This is a genomic window from Nocardioides mangrovi (genome assembly GCF_020073815.1).
GTDB lineage: Bacteria > Actinomycetota > Actinomycetes > Propionibacteriales > Nocardioidaceae > Nocardioides > Nocardioides mangrovi.
Genome location: NZ_JAIQZJ010000005.1, coordinates 175,251 through 191,841 on the forward strand (window position 1 = coordinate 175,251; position 16,591 = coordinate 191,841).

The following is a 16,591-nucleotide window of genomic DNA, read 5'->3' on the forward strand; positions in this document are numbered from 1 at the left end:
ACCTCAGAACACGTTGAGCGGCCGGAACTGCACCGAGATCCGCGGCCCGGCGTGGGCGACCTTGGGGACGGCGTGCTCCCAGGTGCGCTGGCAGGAGCCGCCCATGACCAGCAGGTCGCCGTGGCCCATCTCGATCGAGATCGAGGCGCCGCCGATCCGCGGCCGCAGCGCGAGCCGGCGGGGGTCCCCGAGCGAGACGATCGCGACCATGGTGTCCTCGAGCCTGCCGCGCCCGATGGTGTCGCCGTGCCAGGCGACGCTGTCGCGGCCGTCGCGGTAGTAGCAGCAGCCGGCGGTCACGAAGGGCTCGCCGAGCTCCGGCCGGTAGTGCGCCGACAGCGCGCCCCGCGCCCGGCCGAGCGCAGGGTGGGGGAGCGGCTCGCCCACGCCGTACGTGTGCAGCAGGCGCGGGACGTCGACCTCCCGGTCGTACATCTGGCGCCGCTCGGCCCGCCAGGGCACGTCGGCGACCATCGCCGCGAAGACGTCGTCGGCCTCCGGCAGCCAGCCGCGCGCGACATCGACCCAGGCGCCGCGGGTGAGGACGCGCCGCTCGATCGCCTCGAACGTGGGCGCCTCGGCGGTCGTCGCCCCGAACAGCGATCCCTGGAAGTCCATGTCCTCGAGCATACGCCGTGTTCGAACACCTGTTCTAGTGCACTTCTCAGGGGTTGCGACGGCCGAGAAGTGAACGGGGTCGCCTGAGAAGGAGGGGAGGCGGCCGGATCGCGGCGCCACGACCCCGGGGTGATCTCAGGGGTGAGCCGGTGGCGCGGGAGACCCGCGCACGGTTGGCTGGACCCATGAGCTCGCCGGCCGCGCGCGTGCGGAACCTGACGAAGACCTACGGCACCGGGCAGGCGCTGGTGCGCGCGCTCGACGACGTGTCGCTCGACATCGCCGCGGGCGAGTTCACGGCGGTGATGGGGCCGAGCGGCTCGGGCAAGTCGACGTTGATGCACTGCTGCGCGGCGCTCGACCGGGCCGACTCCGGCGAGGTGCTGATCGGCGACCAGGACCTGACCACCCTGGGCGACAAGGCGCTGACCACGCTGCGCCGCGACCAGATCGGCTTCGTCTTCCAGTCCTTCAACCTGGTGCCGACGCTGACCGCCGAGGAGAACATCACGCTGCCGATGTCGATCGCCGGTCGCAAGCCGGACCGGGCCTGGTTCGACAGCGTCATCGACACCGTCGGCATCCGCGACCGCCTGCACCACAAGCCCAACGAGCTCTCCGGCGGGCAGCAGCAGCGGGTCGCGGTCGCCCGTGCGCTGGCCGGCCGGCCGCGGATCGTCTTCGCCGACGAGCCGACCGGCAACCTCGACTCCCGCTCCGGCGCCGAGGTGCTCGAGCTGCTGCGCCGCAGCGTCGATGCGCACGACCAGACGGTCGTGATGGTGACGCACGACCCCGTGGCCGCGGCGTACACCGACCGGGTCGTCTTCCTCGCCGACGGCCGCATCGTCGAGGAGCTCCGTGACCCGACGCGCGAGCGCGTGCTCGAGGTGATGAACCGGATGGCCGAGGCGACGCCGTGATCAAGGCGGCGCTCAAGAGCCTGCTGGGCCGCAAGGTCCGGCTCCTGCTGAGCACCTTCGCGATCGTCCTCGGCGTCGCCTTCGTGGCCGGGACGCTGATCTTCTCCGACACCCTCAACCGCAGCTTCACCGCGCTCTTCGCCTCGACCGTCGGCGACGTCGTGGTCCGGCCTGACGGCGGCACGACGACCGACGGCGCGCCGTCGACGCTGACCCTGCCGGCCGACCTCGTGGACCGGCTCGCCGCCCTGCCCGACGCGGCCCGCGCGGACGGCAACGTCTCGGCGATCGGCGTCTTCGTCATCAGCACGGACGGCAAGGTGGTCAGCGGCTTCGGGCCGCCGGCCATCGGCGGCAACTGGTCCGACGCCCCGGCCGGCCACGGGCTCCCCGGGCTGGAGATCGTGCAGGGCCACGAGCCGCACGGCCCGGACGAGGTGGTGCTCGACGAGCGCACCGCGGAGCGGGCGGGTTACGAGGTCGGCGACCGGGTCGCGATCATCCCGTCGACCGCGGGCGTCGAGGACGTGGCGGAGCTGAGGAAGACCGGCTCGGACGGCGGCCTGGCGGTCAAGCCGCTGACCCCGACGCTCGTCGGCATCGCCGGCTTCCCGAGCGGCGGGTCGCTCAACGGCGCGACGTACGCCGCGTTCGACACGGCGACCGCGCAGGACCTCTTCCTGGACGGGAGGGACGCCTTCACCGACATCTGGGTCACCGCCGCCGACGGTGTCTCCCAGTCGCAGCTGCGCGACGAGGTGGAGCCGCTGCTGCCCGACGACGTCGAGGCGCTCACGGGCGACGACGCCGCCGACGAGTCCGCCTCCGACCTGCTGCAGGCGATCTCCTTCCTCACCACCTTCCTGCTGATCTTCGCCGGCATCTCCCTGGTGGTCGGCGCCTTCCTCATAGTCAACACCTTCTCGATCCTGGTCGCGCAGCGCAGCCGCGAGCTCGCGTTGCTGCGAGCGCTCGGTGCCTCGAAACGGCAGGTGCTCTGGTCGGTGCAGCTTGAGGCGTTCGTGGTCGGCGTCGTCGGCGCGACCCTCGGGCTCGGCCTCGGCGTGCTGCTGGCGATGGGCATCCGGGCGCTCTTCGCCAACTTCGGGCTGGACCTCTCGGGGCAGCCGTTGATCTTCGCGCCGCGCACCTTCCTGGCGGCGTACGCCGTCGGCATCCTGGTCACGATGGCGGCGGCCTGGCTGCCCGCCCGGCGCACCACCCGGATCGCTCCGGTGCAGGCGCTGCGCGACGACGTGGCGCTGCCCGAGGCGTCGCTGCGGCGGCGGTTCGGCGCCGGCCTCGGTCTGATCGCGGTCGGTCTCGTCGACCTCTACCTCGGGCTCTTCGGCGACCTCCCGCACGGCGGCTGGCAGACGGGCAGTGGCATCCTCGCGATCCTGCTCGGCGTCGCGACGGCCAGCCCGGTGATCAGCCGCCCCTTCCTGGCGGCCGCGCGCGCGACCTTCGCCCGGGTCTTCGGAGCGGTCGGCAACCTCGCCGGCCAGAACGCGCTGCGCAACCCGCGCCGGACCGCCGCCACCGCGTCGGCGCTGATGATCGGGCTGGCGCTGGCGTGCACGATGGCGATCGTCGGCGACTCGGCCAAGGCCAGCGTGGACCGGTCGATCGAGGAGAACTTCGTCGGCGACTACGTCGTCAGCAACGTGATCGGGCAGGGCTTCTCGCCGAAGATCGGCGACGCGATGGCGAAGGTCGACGGCGTCGAGCACGTCGTGCGCGAGCGCTTCAGCGCCGGTCAGCGGCGCGGGGACCGGCAGGGGGTCGCGGCGATCGACCCCGCGGACGTGGGGCGCTTCGAGCTCGACGTGAGCGACGGGAGCGCCGCCGGCCTGGCGTCGGGGTCGGTGCTGCTGCAGCGGTCGTTCGCCGACGACGAGGACTACGCCGTCGGCGACCGGATCGAGCTCGACCTGCCCGCGGGCAAGCGGACCTACACCGTCGCGGGGATCTTCGAGGACAACCCGGTGATCGCCGCGCCGGTGCTGATGACCTTCGACGACTTCGCCGACGCGGGCTTCCCGACCAGCGACAACGTGGTGATCCTCTTCACCGACGACTCGCCGGGCGTCCAGGACCGTCTCGATGCCGTCGTCGCCGACCTGCCGGTGGTCACCGTCAAGGACCAGGCCGAGTTCGCCCAGGAGCAGCGAGAGCCGATCGACCAGTTCGTCCTGATGATCTTCGCGCTGCTCGGTCTCGCGCTGGTGATCGCCGTGCTCGGCATCGTCAACACCCTGGCGCTGTCGGTCATCGAGCGGACCCGCGAGGTGGGGCTGCTGCGCGCGATCGGGGTCAACCGGCGGCAGCTGCGGCTGATGATCACCCTCGAGTCCGTGGTGATCGCGGTGCTCGGTGCGGTGCTCGGCGTGGTCATGGGCATCGGCTTCGGCATCGCGCTCATGTACGCCGTCCGCGACCAGGGTCTGGAGGTGATCAGCGTGCCGGTCGGCCAGCTCGGCGTCTTCCTGCTGCTCTCGGTGGTGATCGGGGTGCTGGCCGCGGTCTTCCCCGCCCGTCGGGCCGCGCGGCTCGACGTGCTGCGGGCGATCGCGACCGAGTAGGCGATCCGCGCCGGATTCCGGTCGTCAACCGTCCGAACATCAGGATTTCCGCAAGCGTGGACGGAGTCTCCGGAACCGGGGACGCGGAGGGTCCCGCATGCCTACAGTTCGACCCGTGGACGAGTTGCTGGTGACCGAGGGACGTGCCCTGAAGCACGTCCAGGTGCGTGAGTACGTGCGCACTCTCGTCACGGGGGCGGCACCCGGTTCACCTGCACCTTCGGAACGGGAGCTGGTGCATCGGTTCGGGGTCGCCCGCATGACGGTGAGACAGGCCATGGACGCCCTCGTGGTCGAGGGCCTTCTGGAGCGCATCCCGGGGCGGGGCACCTTCGTGGCCCGCCCGCGGCGTGCCGCGAGCAGGTTGACCAGCTACACCGAGGAGATGGCCCGTCGCGGGCTGCTGGCGGAGTCGCAGACCCTGCTCGCGCGCCGCGAGCAGGCCGGCCCCGGCGTGGCCCGGGCCCTCAACATCTCCGAGGGTGACGCCGTCATCCACTGGCGCCGGCTGCGGCGTGCGGACGCGGCGCCGATGTGCCTCGAGGACGCCTACCTCAACGAGGTGCTGATCCCCGGCTTCCTGCAGAGCGGCATGCCCACGAGCCTGTACGACGCCCTCGAGTCGCGCGGCATGCGTCCGACCTGGGCCGAGGACTCCATCAACGCCGACGCCGCGACGGCCGAGGAGGCCGAGCTGCTCGAGGTCGAGGCCGGTGCTGCCGTGCTGCGTCACTCGCGCCGGGCGCTGGCGGGGGAGAAGGTCGTCGAGGTCTCGCGGACGGCCTACCGCGCCGACCGCTTCACCATGTGGCTGCAGGTCGGGTCGGAGTCATAGCCCGCCGAGCGGCGCGATCACGTCACCGCTCTCCTCGCACACCCACACGGGGTCGGGACCGCCGAGGTCCGGCTGGATGTAGAGCGCGTGCTGCGGCGCGCCGTTGCCGCAGGTGAGGCACACCGGCCACCGGCCGACGGTCTCGAAGAGCGCGTCCTGGACGTCCTGGGCGACGAGTCCGGCGAGGTAGGTCGCGCCCTCGGGCCACTGGTCGGCCCACCACTTGCGCTGGGCCACGGCGTCCTCGAGTGCCGACACCGCCGCGGAGGTCGCGTGGTGGCGCGCCTCCAGGTCGGCCAGCACCCGAGCACGCGCCTCGAACAGCAAGGCGTCGTCCATTCCCCCATCTTCCCCCTCGTTCAAGTCGCGCCTCCGGCGTACGGCGGCTCCGGCTGCCTACGATGCCCTCATGGGCGTGGCGCTCCTCGAGGTGGCCGTCTGCGACCCGCGCGACGTGGCGGGTGCGCAGGAGGGCGGTGCCGACCGCCTGCTCCTGGCCACCCAGGCCGGCATGTCGCCCGAGCCCGCACTCGTGTCCGCGGTCTGCCGCGAGGCCGACGTCCCGGTCCACGTGGTGCTGCGCCTCAACGACACCTGGAGCACCACCGGCGGCGAGCTCACCCGGCTCGCCGGGCTCGGTGAGGACTACGTCGGGTCGGGTACCGACGGCTTCACCTTCGGCTTCCTCGACGCCGACCTCGAGGTCGACACGGAGCTCTGCGTCTACCTCGCCGACCTGCTCCCCGACGTCCCGTGGACCTTCGGGCGCGCCGTCGACGACACCCTCGACCCGCGCCGGTCGTGGCGCCGCCTGATCGACCTGCCCGGCCTGGCCGGGGTCCGGTCGGCCGGCTCGCCGCGCGGCCTCGAGTCCGGCTTCGACGACCTGCTCGCGCTCGCCGGCTCCGACCCCCGCATCGGCGGTCTGCTCGTCGCCGAGGGCGGACTGGTCGCCGAGCAGGTCCCGTGGCTCGTCCGCGCCGGCGTCCGCTCCTTCCACCTCGAGCGCCAGGGCCGGCCCGGTGGCTCCGCGAAGGCCTACGTCGACGCCGCCCTCGTGCGCTCCTGGCGGCTGCTCGTCGATGACGCGCTCGACCGGGCGGTGCGCTCGGTCGGATGACCGTCCTCATCGACCCGCCCAACGCCGCCGGCCACGGGCGCCTGTGGTCCCACCTCGCCAGCGACGCCTCCTACGACGAGCTGCACGTCTTCGCCCGCTCCGTCGGCATCCCCGAGCGCGGCTTCGACCGCGACCACTACGACGTGCCCGCCGAGTGGTACGACGAGGTGGTCGCCGCCGGCGCCGTCCCCGTCACCTCCCGCGAGCTCGTCGCTCGGCTGATCTCCGCCGGCCTCCGGGTCCGGAAGTCGTCGAGGGGGGAGTGCCCCCCCGGGGCGGGGGGGGGGGGGCCCGGGGGCGGGGAATGGGGGGGGGGGTGGGCCGTCCTCCCCCACCTTGCGCCGGGGCGGCCCCGGGGGGACCGCGAAAACGTGCGGGACTACGCCCTCGCGCCCTCCAGCCCGCCCAGCTCCGCCGCGACGTTGGCCCGGGCGGCGGCCTCCCAGGACGAGCGGGCCCGGGCGGTCTGGAAGAGGTGCGGCTTGGCCAGCAGGTCCCGCAGCACCGCGGCCCGGCCGGCCGCGAAGTCGGCGTCGGCGATGTGGGCGTACTCCTCGCGGACGGCGGCGACGTACTCCGCATAGCGGTCCGGCGCGGCGGCGAGGATGGCCAGGTCGGCGTCGGAGAGCGCGCAGCCGTTGCGGTCGCCGTCGTCGGGGCGGTGGTGCTCGGTGACCATCACCAGCCGGACCACCTCGTCGACGACCTCCTGCTCGACGAGGGTCGGCAGCGCCTCGGCCGCCCACGCGGCGGAGCGCCGCTCGGCGTCCGGCTGCCCGTCGTAGACGCTGTCGTGGAACCAGGCGGCCAGCACCACCGGCAGCCGGTCGAACTCCTCGCCGTCCGCGGCGAGCTCGTGGATCCGCTCGAGCACCTCCGCGAGGTGCCGTCCGTCGTGGTAGCGCCGCTCGGGGTGGTCGTACGACGCGACGAGCTGGGCGCCGAGGGCCCGGGCGCCGGGCAGCGGCCAGGCCATCAGGAGGTCCACGGCGCCCATTCAAGACGCCCGGGCCGACCGCGCGCTACGGTGGGCCAGCTGAGAACACGTTCTACTGCCAGGAGGGTCCGATGAGCGCCAGTCCGGAGCGCATCCGTGAGGTCGTCGAGCGGTACGTCGCGCTGGTCGGCACCGGCACCGCCGACGAGATCGTCGCGCTGTACGCCGAGGACGCCACCGTCGAGGACCCGATCGGCAGCGACGTGCGCACCGGCCACGCCGCGATCCGCGAGTTCTACGCGACCCTGGAGGGTCTCGACCAGGAGACCCGGCTGATCACCGCCCGCATCGGCGGCGGCCAGGCGGCCTTCCACTTCGAGATCGTCACCAAGGCCGGCGAGAAGACCTACACGCTCTCGCCGATCGACGTGATGACCTTCGACGACGACGGGGTCGTCACCAGCATGCGGGCCTACTGGGCCGACACCGACATGGTGGTCGGCTGACGGTCGCCGGCCGGCGATCAGCGGACCACCCCGTCGCCCAGCGGCGCGTTGCAGGTGCCGCCGGTCTTGCGGGCCACGCCGACCAGACCGAGGTCGCGGGTCGCCCCGGCCTCGAGGACGATCCCGCCGTGGGTGCTGGCGACGTACTGGCAGCTGTAGGTCGTGCCGTCGAGCGTGACGTTGTTGCCGGCCGGGGTGACGACGACGGAGACGCCGCTCTGCGAGAGCAGGTGCTTGTCGATCGTGAAGGAGCCGTCCGTGGCGCTCGTGGTGGACCCGATCACGGTGCCCTTGGCGTTGGTGAGCTGGACGGTGGCGTGGGCGAAGGAGATCGCGGTGTTGGAGGCGTCGACGACCTCGCCGACAACCGTCGCGGACGGCTTGGCCGGCAGCACGAGGTCGCCGAGGTCCTTGGTCTGGTTGACCTTGATCGACAGGCCGCGGACGCGCAGCACGTCGTAGTAGTCCATCTCGGAGCCGGCGAAGGCCACCAGCGAGGCGGTCTTCATGGTGCCGAGGCGGCCGCCGACGCGGAAGGTGCCGTCGTTGGCCGTGGTGGTCTCGGCGACGATCGCGCCGGCCGTGTCGTAGATCCGGACCGTCGCCTTGCCGACCGGCTCGTCGTCGTCGCCGGTGAGCAGCCGGCCGGTGAACGCGCCGCCGCGCTGGGTCAGCCGGAAGCTGCCGAACGCCGGACGGCCGGCGCGGACCACGCCGCGTGCGACGTTGCCGGTGCGGGCCAGGAAGTCGCCGTACCCGGGCACGATCAGCTGGTAGCGGCCGGGGTAGACGCCGTGCAGGACGACGGTGCCGTGCTTGGCCTTGACCGTCCAGAACTGCCCGGTCTGCTTGCTGATCGCGGTCACGACGAGGGTCTTGTCGATCGCCTCGCGGCCGGCGTAGAGGTCGACGATGAGGCTGCCGGCCTTCTTCGTGAGGTGGATGCCGAGGTTCTGCGGGTGGCCGGGCTTCAGCTTCCGCACGTAGACGCTCTTGCCGACGTACTTCTTGCCGTGGTCGTAGGTGAAGACCGAGTAGCTGCCGGCGGGCAGGCCGCCGATCGCGAACTGGCCCTTGTCGTTGGCGACGGTCGAGAAGGAGCGACGGTCGGCGCTGGCGGCGATCACGGTCGCGTGCCGGCCGGCCTGGCCGCCGGCCCTGACGGTGCCGGTGATGGCCGCGCCGCGGGTCATCCGCACGTTGCGGACGGTCGTGGAGCCGGCGCGGACGGTGACCGTGGTGTCAGCGGACGCCAGCTTGGTCACGTCGTACGACGGGCGCTTGTCGGAGAACTGGAGCCGGTAGGTGCCGGGCTTGAGCGCCAGCCCGTAGCCGCCGCTGCGGGAGACCGAGCGGGAGCCGAGGTACTGCCAGTCGGAGGTGAACCAGGAGACCTTGAGCGGCGGGTGGTCGCTGCCGGCGGTCGCGATGTAGCCGCGGACCCGGCCCTTCGAGGCGGCCTCGGCGGGCGCGGTCGGCAGCAGGACGACCAGCGCGGCGACCAGGCCGACGACGACAGCGAGGACACCGGCGCGAGAAACGGTGCGGGACATGCGGGCTCCAGGTGGGATGAGGTGCCACCGGGCTCTCGGCGACCCGTCCAGCGTAAAAAGCCCACCTTGGGTCTCCCTCAAGATCGTGCGAGGGTTCGCTCAAGTTCGGCTCAGCTCGTGCAGTCGGGGTTCTCCTGGCCCGGGTGACGGGGCACCTCGACCGCTCCGGCGTCGCTCTCCTGGCCGATCGTGATCGAGAGGTCCGCGACCTGCGTGCCGTCGTACTGGCAGTAGCCGTCGCCGATCATGTAGCCGCCGCTGTCGGCGGGCGGGGTGACCACGAGCGTCACCCCGGACTGGGTGGAGAGCTGGCCCTCGACCTTGAAGTCGCCGTCGTCGTCGGAGTAGCCGGTGCCGATGAGCGCGCCCTCCGTGGAGTAGAGGTCGATCTTGGCGCCGGTCGACGAGGAGAAGGGCTTCTGGAGTCGGGTCCCCGAGGTGCCGTCGATGATGTTGCCGGTGACCCATCCGCCGCGCTTGGTGTAGGTGAAGGTCCCGAAGGCGGTACGTCCGGGCTTCACCTTGCCGCCCTGGACCGCGGCGGTCTTGGCGAACCAGTTGCCGAAGCCGTTGGCGACCAGCTTGTAGCGGCCGGGGTAGAGGCCCTGGAAGACGGCGCTGCCGCCCGTGCTCTTCACGCTCCAGAACTGCCCGGTCTTCTTGCTGACCGCGGTCACGACCGGGTGGCCGGCGACGCGGTTCTTCGAGCCGTCCGCCGAGGTGTAGAGGTAGACGCGCAGGTTGCCGGCCTTCGTGCGCAGGTTGATGGCGAGGTTGTTCGACTGACCGGGGCCGAGGTTGCCGGCCCAGGTGCTCTTGTCGACCCAGGCGTGCCGGTGGTCGTAGCTGAAGACCGAGTAGCCGCTCGCGGGCAGCCCGCCGATCGCGAACTGGCCCTTCTTGTTCGCGGTGGTGCTGAAGGACTGCTCGCCGGTGTTGGCCGCCACGACCTTCGCCTTGCCGGCCGGCCGGCCGTGGGCCTTCACGGTGCCGGTGATGAAGGCGCCGCGCGTCATCGTGACGTTCTTGCGGGTGCCGGACCCGTCGTGGACGGTCACCTTGACGTCGGTGGGGGCGTACTTGGCGGTGACGTACGACGCCCGCTGGTCCACGAACTGGAGGTGGTAGGTGCCCGGGTCGAGGTTGATCGAGTAGCTGCCGCCGGCGGCGTTGGCGGTGCCGAGGTAGCTCCAGTCCTGGGTGAACCAGAGGACCTTGACCTTCGGGCTGTCGTGGTGGGGGAAGCGGATGGTGCCGAAGGCGTAGCCGGCTGCCTTCGCGGCGTCCGCTGGTATCGCCACACCCACCGTCAGCAACGCGCCGAGCAGCGCCACCAGCGCCGCGAGCGCCGCAACAGAACGCCCTCTCATCCCCCGAGTCATGCGTCCACTTTAGGCCGCGACACCCGATCCCGCGCCTGCTGCGCGGACTTCCGCATCCGATCTGGACTGCGTTGTCGTCAGTCGCCGTGGCTCCGCCACGGCTCCCTCCTCCGCCTTGCCAGATCGGCGCGGAGGCCCGCTCGCTACGGCGCTGGACCGGGCGTCAGGACCTCGGTCGCATCGCCCACCGGATCGTCGTTGTTGTCAGACCTCCGAGCGCGCGCACGACGGTGCGCTCGGAGACCGGCAGCCACGGCAGCCGCAGGGGACGCCGCGTCCAGCGCGGCATCAGGCCGACCGCGGCGGCGACCAGGGCGGCGTACGGCGCCCGCGCGAGGACGGGCAGCGGCGGCCGCAGGATGACGTAGGCGACCGCCTCGCGCGCCTCGGGCGTGCCGCGCAGCTCGGGTCGGTACGACGCCAGCACCTGTGCCAGCTCGGCCTCGGTGGTCGGCGGGTCGACGACCCCCAGCCGGCGGGCGATCTCGGCGGTCTGGGCGACGTAGGTGTCGCGGTCCGCGCCGGTCAGCGGCTCCGCGCCGTAGACGGTGTGCGCCAGCAGGAAGCTGTCGATCTCGGCGGCGTGCACCCACGCGAGGAGGTGCGGGTCGGAGGCGGCGTACGGAGTGCCGTCGGGCAGTGTGCCGACCACCCGCTCGTGGATCGCGCGGACCGCGTCGACGGCCTGCTGGGCGTCGTCCTCGTGCCCGAAGGTGGTGACCGCGAGGAAGCGGCTGGTGCGCGCCAGCCGGCCCCACATGTCGCCGCGGTAGCCGGAGTGCTCGGCGACGCCGCGCATGGCCGCCGGGTGCAGCGTCTGCAGCAGCAGCGCCCGGATCCCGCCGACGAACATCGACGCGTCGCCGTGCACCCGCGCGATCGGGCTGCCCGCCTCGAACCAGCGCGGTCCGGGGCGGCCGTGGATGCGCTCGGCGTGCCGAGCCCCGTCGGGGCCGGCCACGCGCAGGAAGAGCTCGCGACCGAGCCGCTCCCGCGCGTCCAGGATCATGGCCCTACGCGTCCCAGGTGCGCAGCCACACCGTGTGCTCGGACTCGGCCAGCTTGGCCAGCGCGTCGTCGGGCAGCGGGTCGAGGGTGTCGGTGACGACGTACCCCTGCTCCGCGCGGGTCGAGAGGTACTGCCCGGTGACGTTGGCTCCGGCGTCGGCGAGGACGCCGTTGACGCCAGCCAGGACGCCCGGCACGTTGACGTGCAGGAAGCCGATCCGGTGGCCGGCCTGGAGCTGGGGTGCGAGCACGGCGGGCAGGTTGACCGACAGCTCGGTGCGGCCCTCGAGCGCGAAGCCGCCGAGCTTGCCGGCGACGAAGTAGCCGATCTCCTCCTGGGCCTCCTGCGTGGAGCCGCCGACGTGCGGGGTGAGGATCACGTTGTCGAGGCCGCGGAGCACCGACTCGAACGCGTCGCCCTGCGCCTTCGGCTCGACCGGGAAGACGTCGAGCGCGGCGCCGGCGATGTGGCCGGAGAGGATGTTCTCCCGCAGCGCCTCGTCGTCGACGACCATGCCGCGCGAGGCGTTGATGAAGAGGCTGCGCGGCTTCATCTTCGCGAACTGCTCGGCGCCGAACATGCCCGCGTTGCCGGGCCGGCCGTCGACGTGGATGCTCACCACGTCGGCCTCGGCGAGCAGGTCGTCGAGGCTGCGCATCCGGCGCGCGTTGCCGTGGGCGAGCCGGTCGGCGGTGTCGAAGAAGACGACCCGCAGGCCCATCGACTCGGCGAGGTTGGAGAGCTGGGTCCCGATGTTGCCGTAGCCGACGATGCCGAGCGTCCGGCCGCGCACCTCGTGGCTGCCCTTGGCCGACTTGTCCCAGACGCCGGCGTGCATCCGCTCGGTCTTCTCCTGGAGTCGGCGGGCCAGCACGATGATCTCGCCGATCACGAGCTCCACGACGCTGCGCGTGTTGGAGTAGGGGGCGTTGAAGACGGCGATCCCGCGCTCGGCCGCCGCGACCAGGTCGACCTGGTTGGTGCCGATGCAGAAGCAGCCGACCGCGAGCAGGTCGGGCGCCCCGTCGAGCACCTTCTCGGTGATGTGGGTGTTGGAGCGGATGCCGAGCAGCGAGACACCCGGCAGTGCCTCGAGCAGCTCCTCCTCGGAGAGGGAGCTCGTGCGCAGCTCGACCTCGAAGCCGCGGGCCTCGAGGACCTCGACGGCGACCGGGTGGATGTTCTCGAGCAGCAGCGCCTTCACGGTGGTCCAGCCTAGGTCGGCACGCGTCCTCGGCCGAATCACGGTCGCTGGGTGGACGGCAGTGCATGATGCTCGGCATGGGAGCTCGTCGTACGTCGGGGTGGTTCGCCGCCGCAGCACTGCTGTCGCTCGCCGCGACGTCGCTGACGACGGGGGTCGTGCTCGCGGCGCCCGAGCACGCGCCGGCACCGACCGCCGCCGTCGCGGGAGCCCACGGCACCTGGCGGGTGCAGTCGGCGGGCGGTGACCAGTACGTCGTGACCTGGACGTCGCCGACGCGCTTCCCGATGACCTCGGACCGGCCCACGATCGTGGGTCTGGACGCCGACGCGGTCACCTCGACGCCGACGATCGAGCCCGACGGGCGGACCGTGCGGGTCGTGACGACCTCGAAGCACCGGCCCGACCCGGCCGACCTCGACGTGCTGCTCTCCGGCGTGCGGCTCGACGAGCCCAGCGACAGCCGGCGCCGGACCGGCGGCTCGCCGGCGAAGGCGCTCGACCTGCCCGGCACCCGGACCCTCGCCGACGACCCGGGCACGCCCGGTCCCTACGACGTCGTCACCAGCGACTACACCCTCGACCCGGTGCAGGTCGCGGGCATGCCCGAGCCGATCGAGATGGTCGGCCACGTGGTCGAGCCGGCGGCCGACGCCGCGACCGGACCCCGCCCGCTCGTGCTCTTCCTGCACGGTCGCCACAGCGTCTGCTACGACCCCCGCGACCCCGACGACTGGGGCGGCGACGACTGGCCGTGCAAGGCGCCGTACGCCGAGATCCCGAGCCAGCTCGGCTACGACTACATCCAGCAGGTGCTGGCGTCGCAGGGCTACGCGACCGTGTCGGTCCGGGTCAACGGCATCAACGCCCAGGACTGGCGGCTCGACGACGGTGGCGCGGACGCCCGCGCGCAGATCGTCGAGGCGCACCTCGACCACTGGGCCGACCTCGCCGCGGCCCACCAGGTCGACCTGAGCCGCGTGGTGCTGGTCGGGCACAGCCGCGGCGGCGAGGGCGTCGACCGGGCCTCGCTCGAGATCCCGCTCAGCGCGCCGTACACGATCGTCGGCCAGGTGCTCATCGCGCCGACCGACTTCGCCGCGCAGACCGCGCCGTACGTCCCGACGGTCACGCTGCTGCCCTTCTGCGACGGCGACGTGAGCGACCTCCAGGGCCAGCAGTTCACCGACAACAACCGCGACCTCGCCGCCGACGACACGTCGTTCAAGAGCTCGGTGCTGGTGATGGGCGCCAACCACAACTTCTTCAACACCGAGTGGACTCCCGGGATCGCCCAGGCGCCGGCCAACGACGACTGGTACGACGGCTCCGACGCCGAGTGCGGTGCCAAGAACCCCGATCGGCTCAGCCCCACCGAGCAGCAGGACGTCGGCCTCGCGTACGTCGCGGGTGCGGTGCACCTCTTCGCCGACGACGATCAGGACCTGCTGCCGATGTTCGACGGCTCGCGCGCCCGCGTCGCCTCGCAGGGTGACGCCCAGACGCTGAGCCACGCGATCGGCGGCGGCCGCGACGAGCGCCGCCCGGGCATCGACACGGGCCTGTCCCTCGCCTCCGGCGCCCAGACGCGCTTCTGCACCGGCGACCAGCAGCAGCACCTCATCGCCTCCTGCTCGACCCGCACCGCCTCGTCGATGGCCGAGCCGCACTGGCCCAGCTCGTGGGGACAGCTGCCGCCGACCCGCGACGAGCTCGAGATGTCCTGGACGGCCACCGGGCAGTCCGGCGGGCTGGTGCTCGACCGGCCGCTCGACCTGAGCTCCGGCCGGCTCGAGCTGCGGACGATCGTCGACCCGAGGTACGACGACGTCGACCTCGACGTCCGGATCACCGACGGCGCCGGCGACAGTGCCGTGCTGACCCCCGAGGGCGGCGGCGGTCTGCCGGCGCTCGGCCAGACGGCGTGGACCCGGAAGTACTGGGCCCAGGCGCTGGTCGTCGACCCGTCGACCGCCACCGGTGTCGACCTGGGCGACGTCGTTCGGGTCGACCTCGTCAGCCGCAGCGCGGCCGGGCGGGTGTGGGTGCTCGACGTCGCGTCGGCGCCGACCGCGCTCGCCCCGGTCCCCGCGCGCCGGCTGCCCACCGTGGACATCTCGACGACGACCATCGACGAGGGCGACGACCACGGCCTCCAGCAGGGCGCGCTCCCCTTCGAGGTCGTCGGCGACCTCGACCGGCCGGCGCGGATCGTGGTGGTCACCTCCGGGCAGGAGGTCAACTCCGAGCAGCGCTTCACCGTCGACCTCGCGCCCGGCCAGACCAGCGGCTCGATCCCGGTGTCCTACCGCTCCGACACCCGCGACGACTACCGCCGGCAGATCACCCAGGTCGTCGCCTGGGCGACCCGCAACGTGATGACGGACCAGTACCTCGGCCGCCTCACCGTCCGCGACGACGACCCGCGGCCCTCGATCACGGTCACCACGCCGGCGAGGCGGGTGACCGAGGGCGAGGACGCGGTCTGGCGGGTCCGGCTCGGTGCCTGGGTCGACTACGACATGTCGGTGATCGGCCGGGTCGTGCGCGGTCCGGGCACGAACGTCCGGGTCAGCGACGTCGGCAAGCAGTGGGTGCGCAACCACCTCGGCCAGGTGAAGAAGGACAAGCCGCTGTGGCAGTACAACCCGTCCACCTGGGACTCGATCCCGCGCCGTGGCCGCGAGCTGACGGTCAGGATCCCGACCCGCGTCGACGACCGGGCCGAGGGCCCGGAGTCCCTCACCCTGCGCCTCAACATCCAGGGCAAGAAGATCACCCGGACCGTCCGGGTGGTCGACGCGAAGGGGTGACCCGGGGGAGCGCTCTCGGCTTCCTGCACACGGCCGAGGTGCACGTCGCGACCTTCGACGACCTCGTCGGCGACGCGGCCGTCGTCGCGCACGTCGTCGAGCCGGACCTGCTCGAGCGGGCCCGCCGCGACGGCCTGACGCCGGCGGTGGAGGCGGGCCTGCGGGCCGCCCTCGTCGAGCTCGTCGACGCCGGGGCGGACCTCGTCGTCTGCACCTGCTCGACCCTCGGGCCACTGGCGGAGACCGTCGACCTCCCGGTGCCGGTGCTGCGCGTCGATCGGCCGATGGCCGCGCGTGCGGTGGCGCTCGGGTCCCGCGGTCCTGGATGGTGCGGCGGACGCGACCGGCCTTCGGCCGGTGCCGCTTCGCGGCGGCGTCACCGCATTGGCGTCGTGGCGGCCGTCGAGTCGACGCTCGTGCCGACCCGCGAGCTCCTCGCCGACGAGGCCGCGCGGGCCGGCGTCGCCGCCGCGGTGAGCGAGGTCTGCGTCCCGTCGGCATGGGCGCTCTTCGAGGCGGGGGACACCGCGGCGTACCTCGGCGCGATCGCCGACGCCGCCCGCACCCTGACGCCGACCGTCGACGTGGTCGTGCTCGCCCAGGCCAGCATGGCCGGCGCGGTCGACCTCCTCGCCGACCTCGCCGTACCGGTCCTGGTCAGCCCGCCCCTCGCGGTCGCCGCCGCGCTGCGGGAGATCCGTCGTACCTGACGTAGGGGTCGCGAAATCGCCGGCGGAATCAGGTGGTCGAAGCAACACCGAGTGGTGGAGGTGTTGTGAGGTGGTTCGTGGAGTTCGGTACGAGGTGCGGCTCGCGTTCTTTGACCGGGTGGTGGAGGGCTGGTCGGTTTCGGCCGCGGCTGCCGAGGCTGGCGTGGCGAAGCAGTCGGCATGGGATTGGTGGCGCCAGTCTGCTCCGGTGACGTTGGAGTTGGCTCGCTCGAAGGTAGGTGGTCTCGGTGTCGTGCCGGTGGTCGAGGGTGTTTCGTCCAGGGGCGCTCCAGCCCAGCGCCGAGCGTTGACCGGTGAGGACCGGGCGGTGATCGCGGCCTGTCTACGCCGACGTGCTGCGGGCGAGAAGATCACGCTGGCGCAGATCGGTGAGCT

Annotated in this window: 14 protein-coding genes and 2 pseudogenes; 9 read left to right on the top strand and 7 right to left on the bottom strand. The window is 72.6% G+C overall.

Annotation, left to right across the window (positions count from 1 at the left end):
• Positions 1-3: 3 nt before the first annotated feature.
• On the bottom strand, positions 4-618 hold the full coding sequence (locus K8U61_RS10805) for an alpha-ketoglutarate-dependent dioxygenase AlkB (protein WP_224123018.1): 615 nt from the start codon (positions 616-618) through the stop codon (positions 4-6).
• A gap of 185 nt (positions 619-803) precedes the next feature.
• Between K8U61_RS10805 and K8U61_RS10810 the strand changes: the two genes are divergently transcribed.
• The 3 genes from K8U61_RS10810 to K8U61_RS10820 all read left to right on the top strand — a co-directional run bounded on the left by K8U61_RS10810 (position 804) and on the right by K8U61_RS10820 (position 4,961).
• Entirely contained in the window at positions 804-1,541 is a 738-nt protein-coding gene (locus K8U61_RS10810; RefSeq protein ID WP_224123019.1) for an ABC transporter ATP-binding protein, read from the top strand.
• On the top strand, positions 1,538-4,126 hold the full coding sequence (locus tag K8U61_RS10815; protein ID WP_224123020.1) for an ABC transporter permease: 2,589 nt from the start codon (positions 1,538-1,540) through the stop codon (positions 4,124-4,126). The genes K8U61_RS10810 and K8U61_RS10815 overlap by 4 nt, the downstream gene beginning before the upstream one ends.
• Before the next feature lie 97 nt (positions 4,127-4,223).
• The gene (locus tag K8U61_RS10820) at positions 4,224-4,961 is read left to right on the top strand and encodes a GntR family transcriptional regulator (protein ID WP_224123021.1); all 738 of its coding nucleotides are present in this window, start codon (positions 4,224-4,226) and stop codon (positions 4,959-4,961) included.
• Here the strand turns inward: K8U61_RS10820 and K8U61_RS10825 are convergent.
• Positions 4,956-5,300: a DUF8819 family protein gene (locus K8U61_RS10825; protein WP_224123022.1), complete on the bottom strand. Its 345-nt coding sequence runs from the start codon at positions 5,298-5,300 to the stop codon at positions 4,956-4,958. The genes K8U61_RS10820 and K8U61_RS10825 overlap by 6 nt on opposite strands.
• Positions 5,301-5,370: 70 nt before the next feature.
• Between K8U61_RS10825 and K8U61_RS10830 the strand changes: the two genes are divergently transcribed.
• Positions 5,371-6,081, top strand: a complete 711-nt coding sequence (locus K8U61_RS10830; protein WP_224123023.1) for a copper homeostasis protein CutC — start codon at positions 5,371-5,373, stop codon at positions 6,079-6,081.
• Positions 6,078-6,293 (top strand): annotated as a pseudogene (locus K8U61_RS10835) (DUF4031 domain-containing protein); the annotation flags it as partial. The gene K8U61_RS10830 and the pseudogene K8U61_RS10835, both read left to right, overlap by 4 nt.
• 167 nt (positions 6,294-6,460) lie before the next feature.
• Here the strand turns inward: K8U61_RS10835 and K8U61_RS10840 are convergent.
• Positions 6,461-7,069, bottom strand: coding sequence for an HD domain-containing protein (locus tag K8U61_RS10840; RefSeq protein ID WP_224123024.1), 609 nt, complete (start codon positions 7,067-7,069; stop codon positions 6,461-6,463).
• 80 nt (positions 7,070-7,149) lie between these two features.
• Here K8U61_RS10840 and K8U61_RS10845 point away from each other — a divergent pair, with 80 nt between their 5' ends.
• A complete protein-coding gene (locus tag K8U61_RS10845; protein ID WP_224123025.1) occupies positions 7,150-7,524 on the top strand; it encodes a nuclear transport factor 2 family protein in 375 nt (124 codons plus the stop codon).
• 17 nt (positions 7,525-7,541) lie between these two features.
• Here the strand turns inward: K8U61_RS10845 and K8U61_RS10850 are convergent, their stop codons facing one another.
• The 4 genes from K8U61_RS10850 to serA all read right to left on the bottom strand — a co-directional run bounded on the left by K8U61_RS10850 (position 7,542) and on the right by serA (position 12,672).
• Complete coding sequence (locus tag K8U61_RS10850; protein ID WP_224123026.1) at positions 7,542-9,077, bottom strand: carboxypeptidase-like regulatory domain-containing protein; 1,536 nt, start codon at positions 9,075-9,077, stop codon at positions 7,542-7,544.
• 110 nt (positions 9,078-9,187) lie between these two features.
• Complete coding sequence (locus tag K8U61_RS10855) at positions 9,188-10,447, bottom strand: carboxypeptidase-like regulatory domain-containing protein (RefSeq protein ID WP_224123027.1); 1,260 nt, start codon at positions 10,445-10,447, stop codon at positions 9,188-9,190.
• Between the two features lie 175 nt (positions 10,448-10,622).
• A complete protein-coding gene (locus K8U61_RS10860; protein WP_224123028.1) occupies positions 10,623-11,468 on the bottom strand; it encodes an oxygenase MpaB family protein in 846 nt (281 codons plus the stop codon).
• Between the two features lie 4 nt (positions 11,469-11,472).
• Positions 11,473-12,672 (bottom strand): phosphoglycerate dehydrogenase, encoded by a 1,200-nt coding sequence (gene serA, locus K8U61_RS10865; protein ID WP_224123029.1) that lies wholly within the window; start codon positions 12,670-12,672, stop codon positions 11,473-11,475.
• A 77-nt stretch (positions 12,673-12,749) separates the two neighbouring features.
• Here serA and K8U61_RS10870 point away from each other — a divergent pair, with 77 nt between their 5' ends.
• The 3 genes and pseudogenes from K8U61_RS10870 to K8U61_RS10880 all read left to right on the top strand — a co-directional run.
• Positions 12,750-15,485 (top strand): hypothetical protein, encoded by a 2,736-nt coding sequence (locus K8U61_RS10870; protein WP_224123030.1) that lies wholly within the window; start codon positions 12,750-12,752, stop codon positions 15,483-15,485.
• Positions 15,482-16,195 carry an aspartate/glutamate racemase family protein gene (locus K8U61_RS10875; protein WP_224123031.1) on the top strand — a complete coding sequence of 238 codons (714 nt, stop codon included), beginning with the start codon at positions 15,482-15,484 and terminating at the stop codon, positions 16,193-16,195. Before K8U61_RS10870 ends, K8U61_RS10875 begins: the two co-directional genes overlap by 4 nt.
• Positions 16,196-16,265: 70 nt before the next feature.
• A pseudogene (locus K8U61_RS10880) lies at positions 16,266-16,591 on the top strand (IS30 family transposase); the annotation flags it as partial.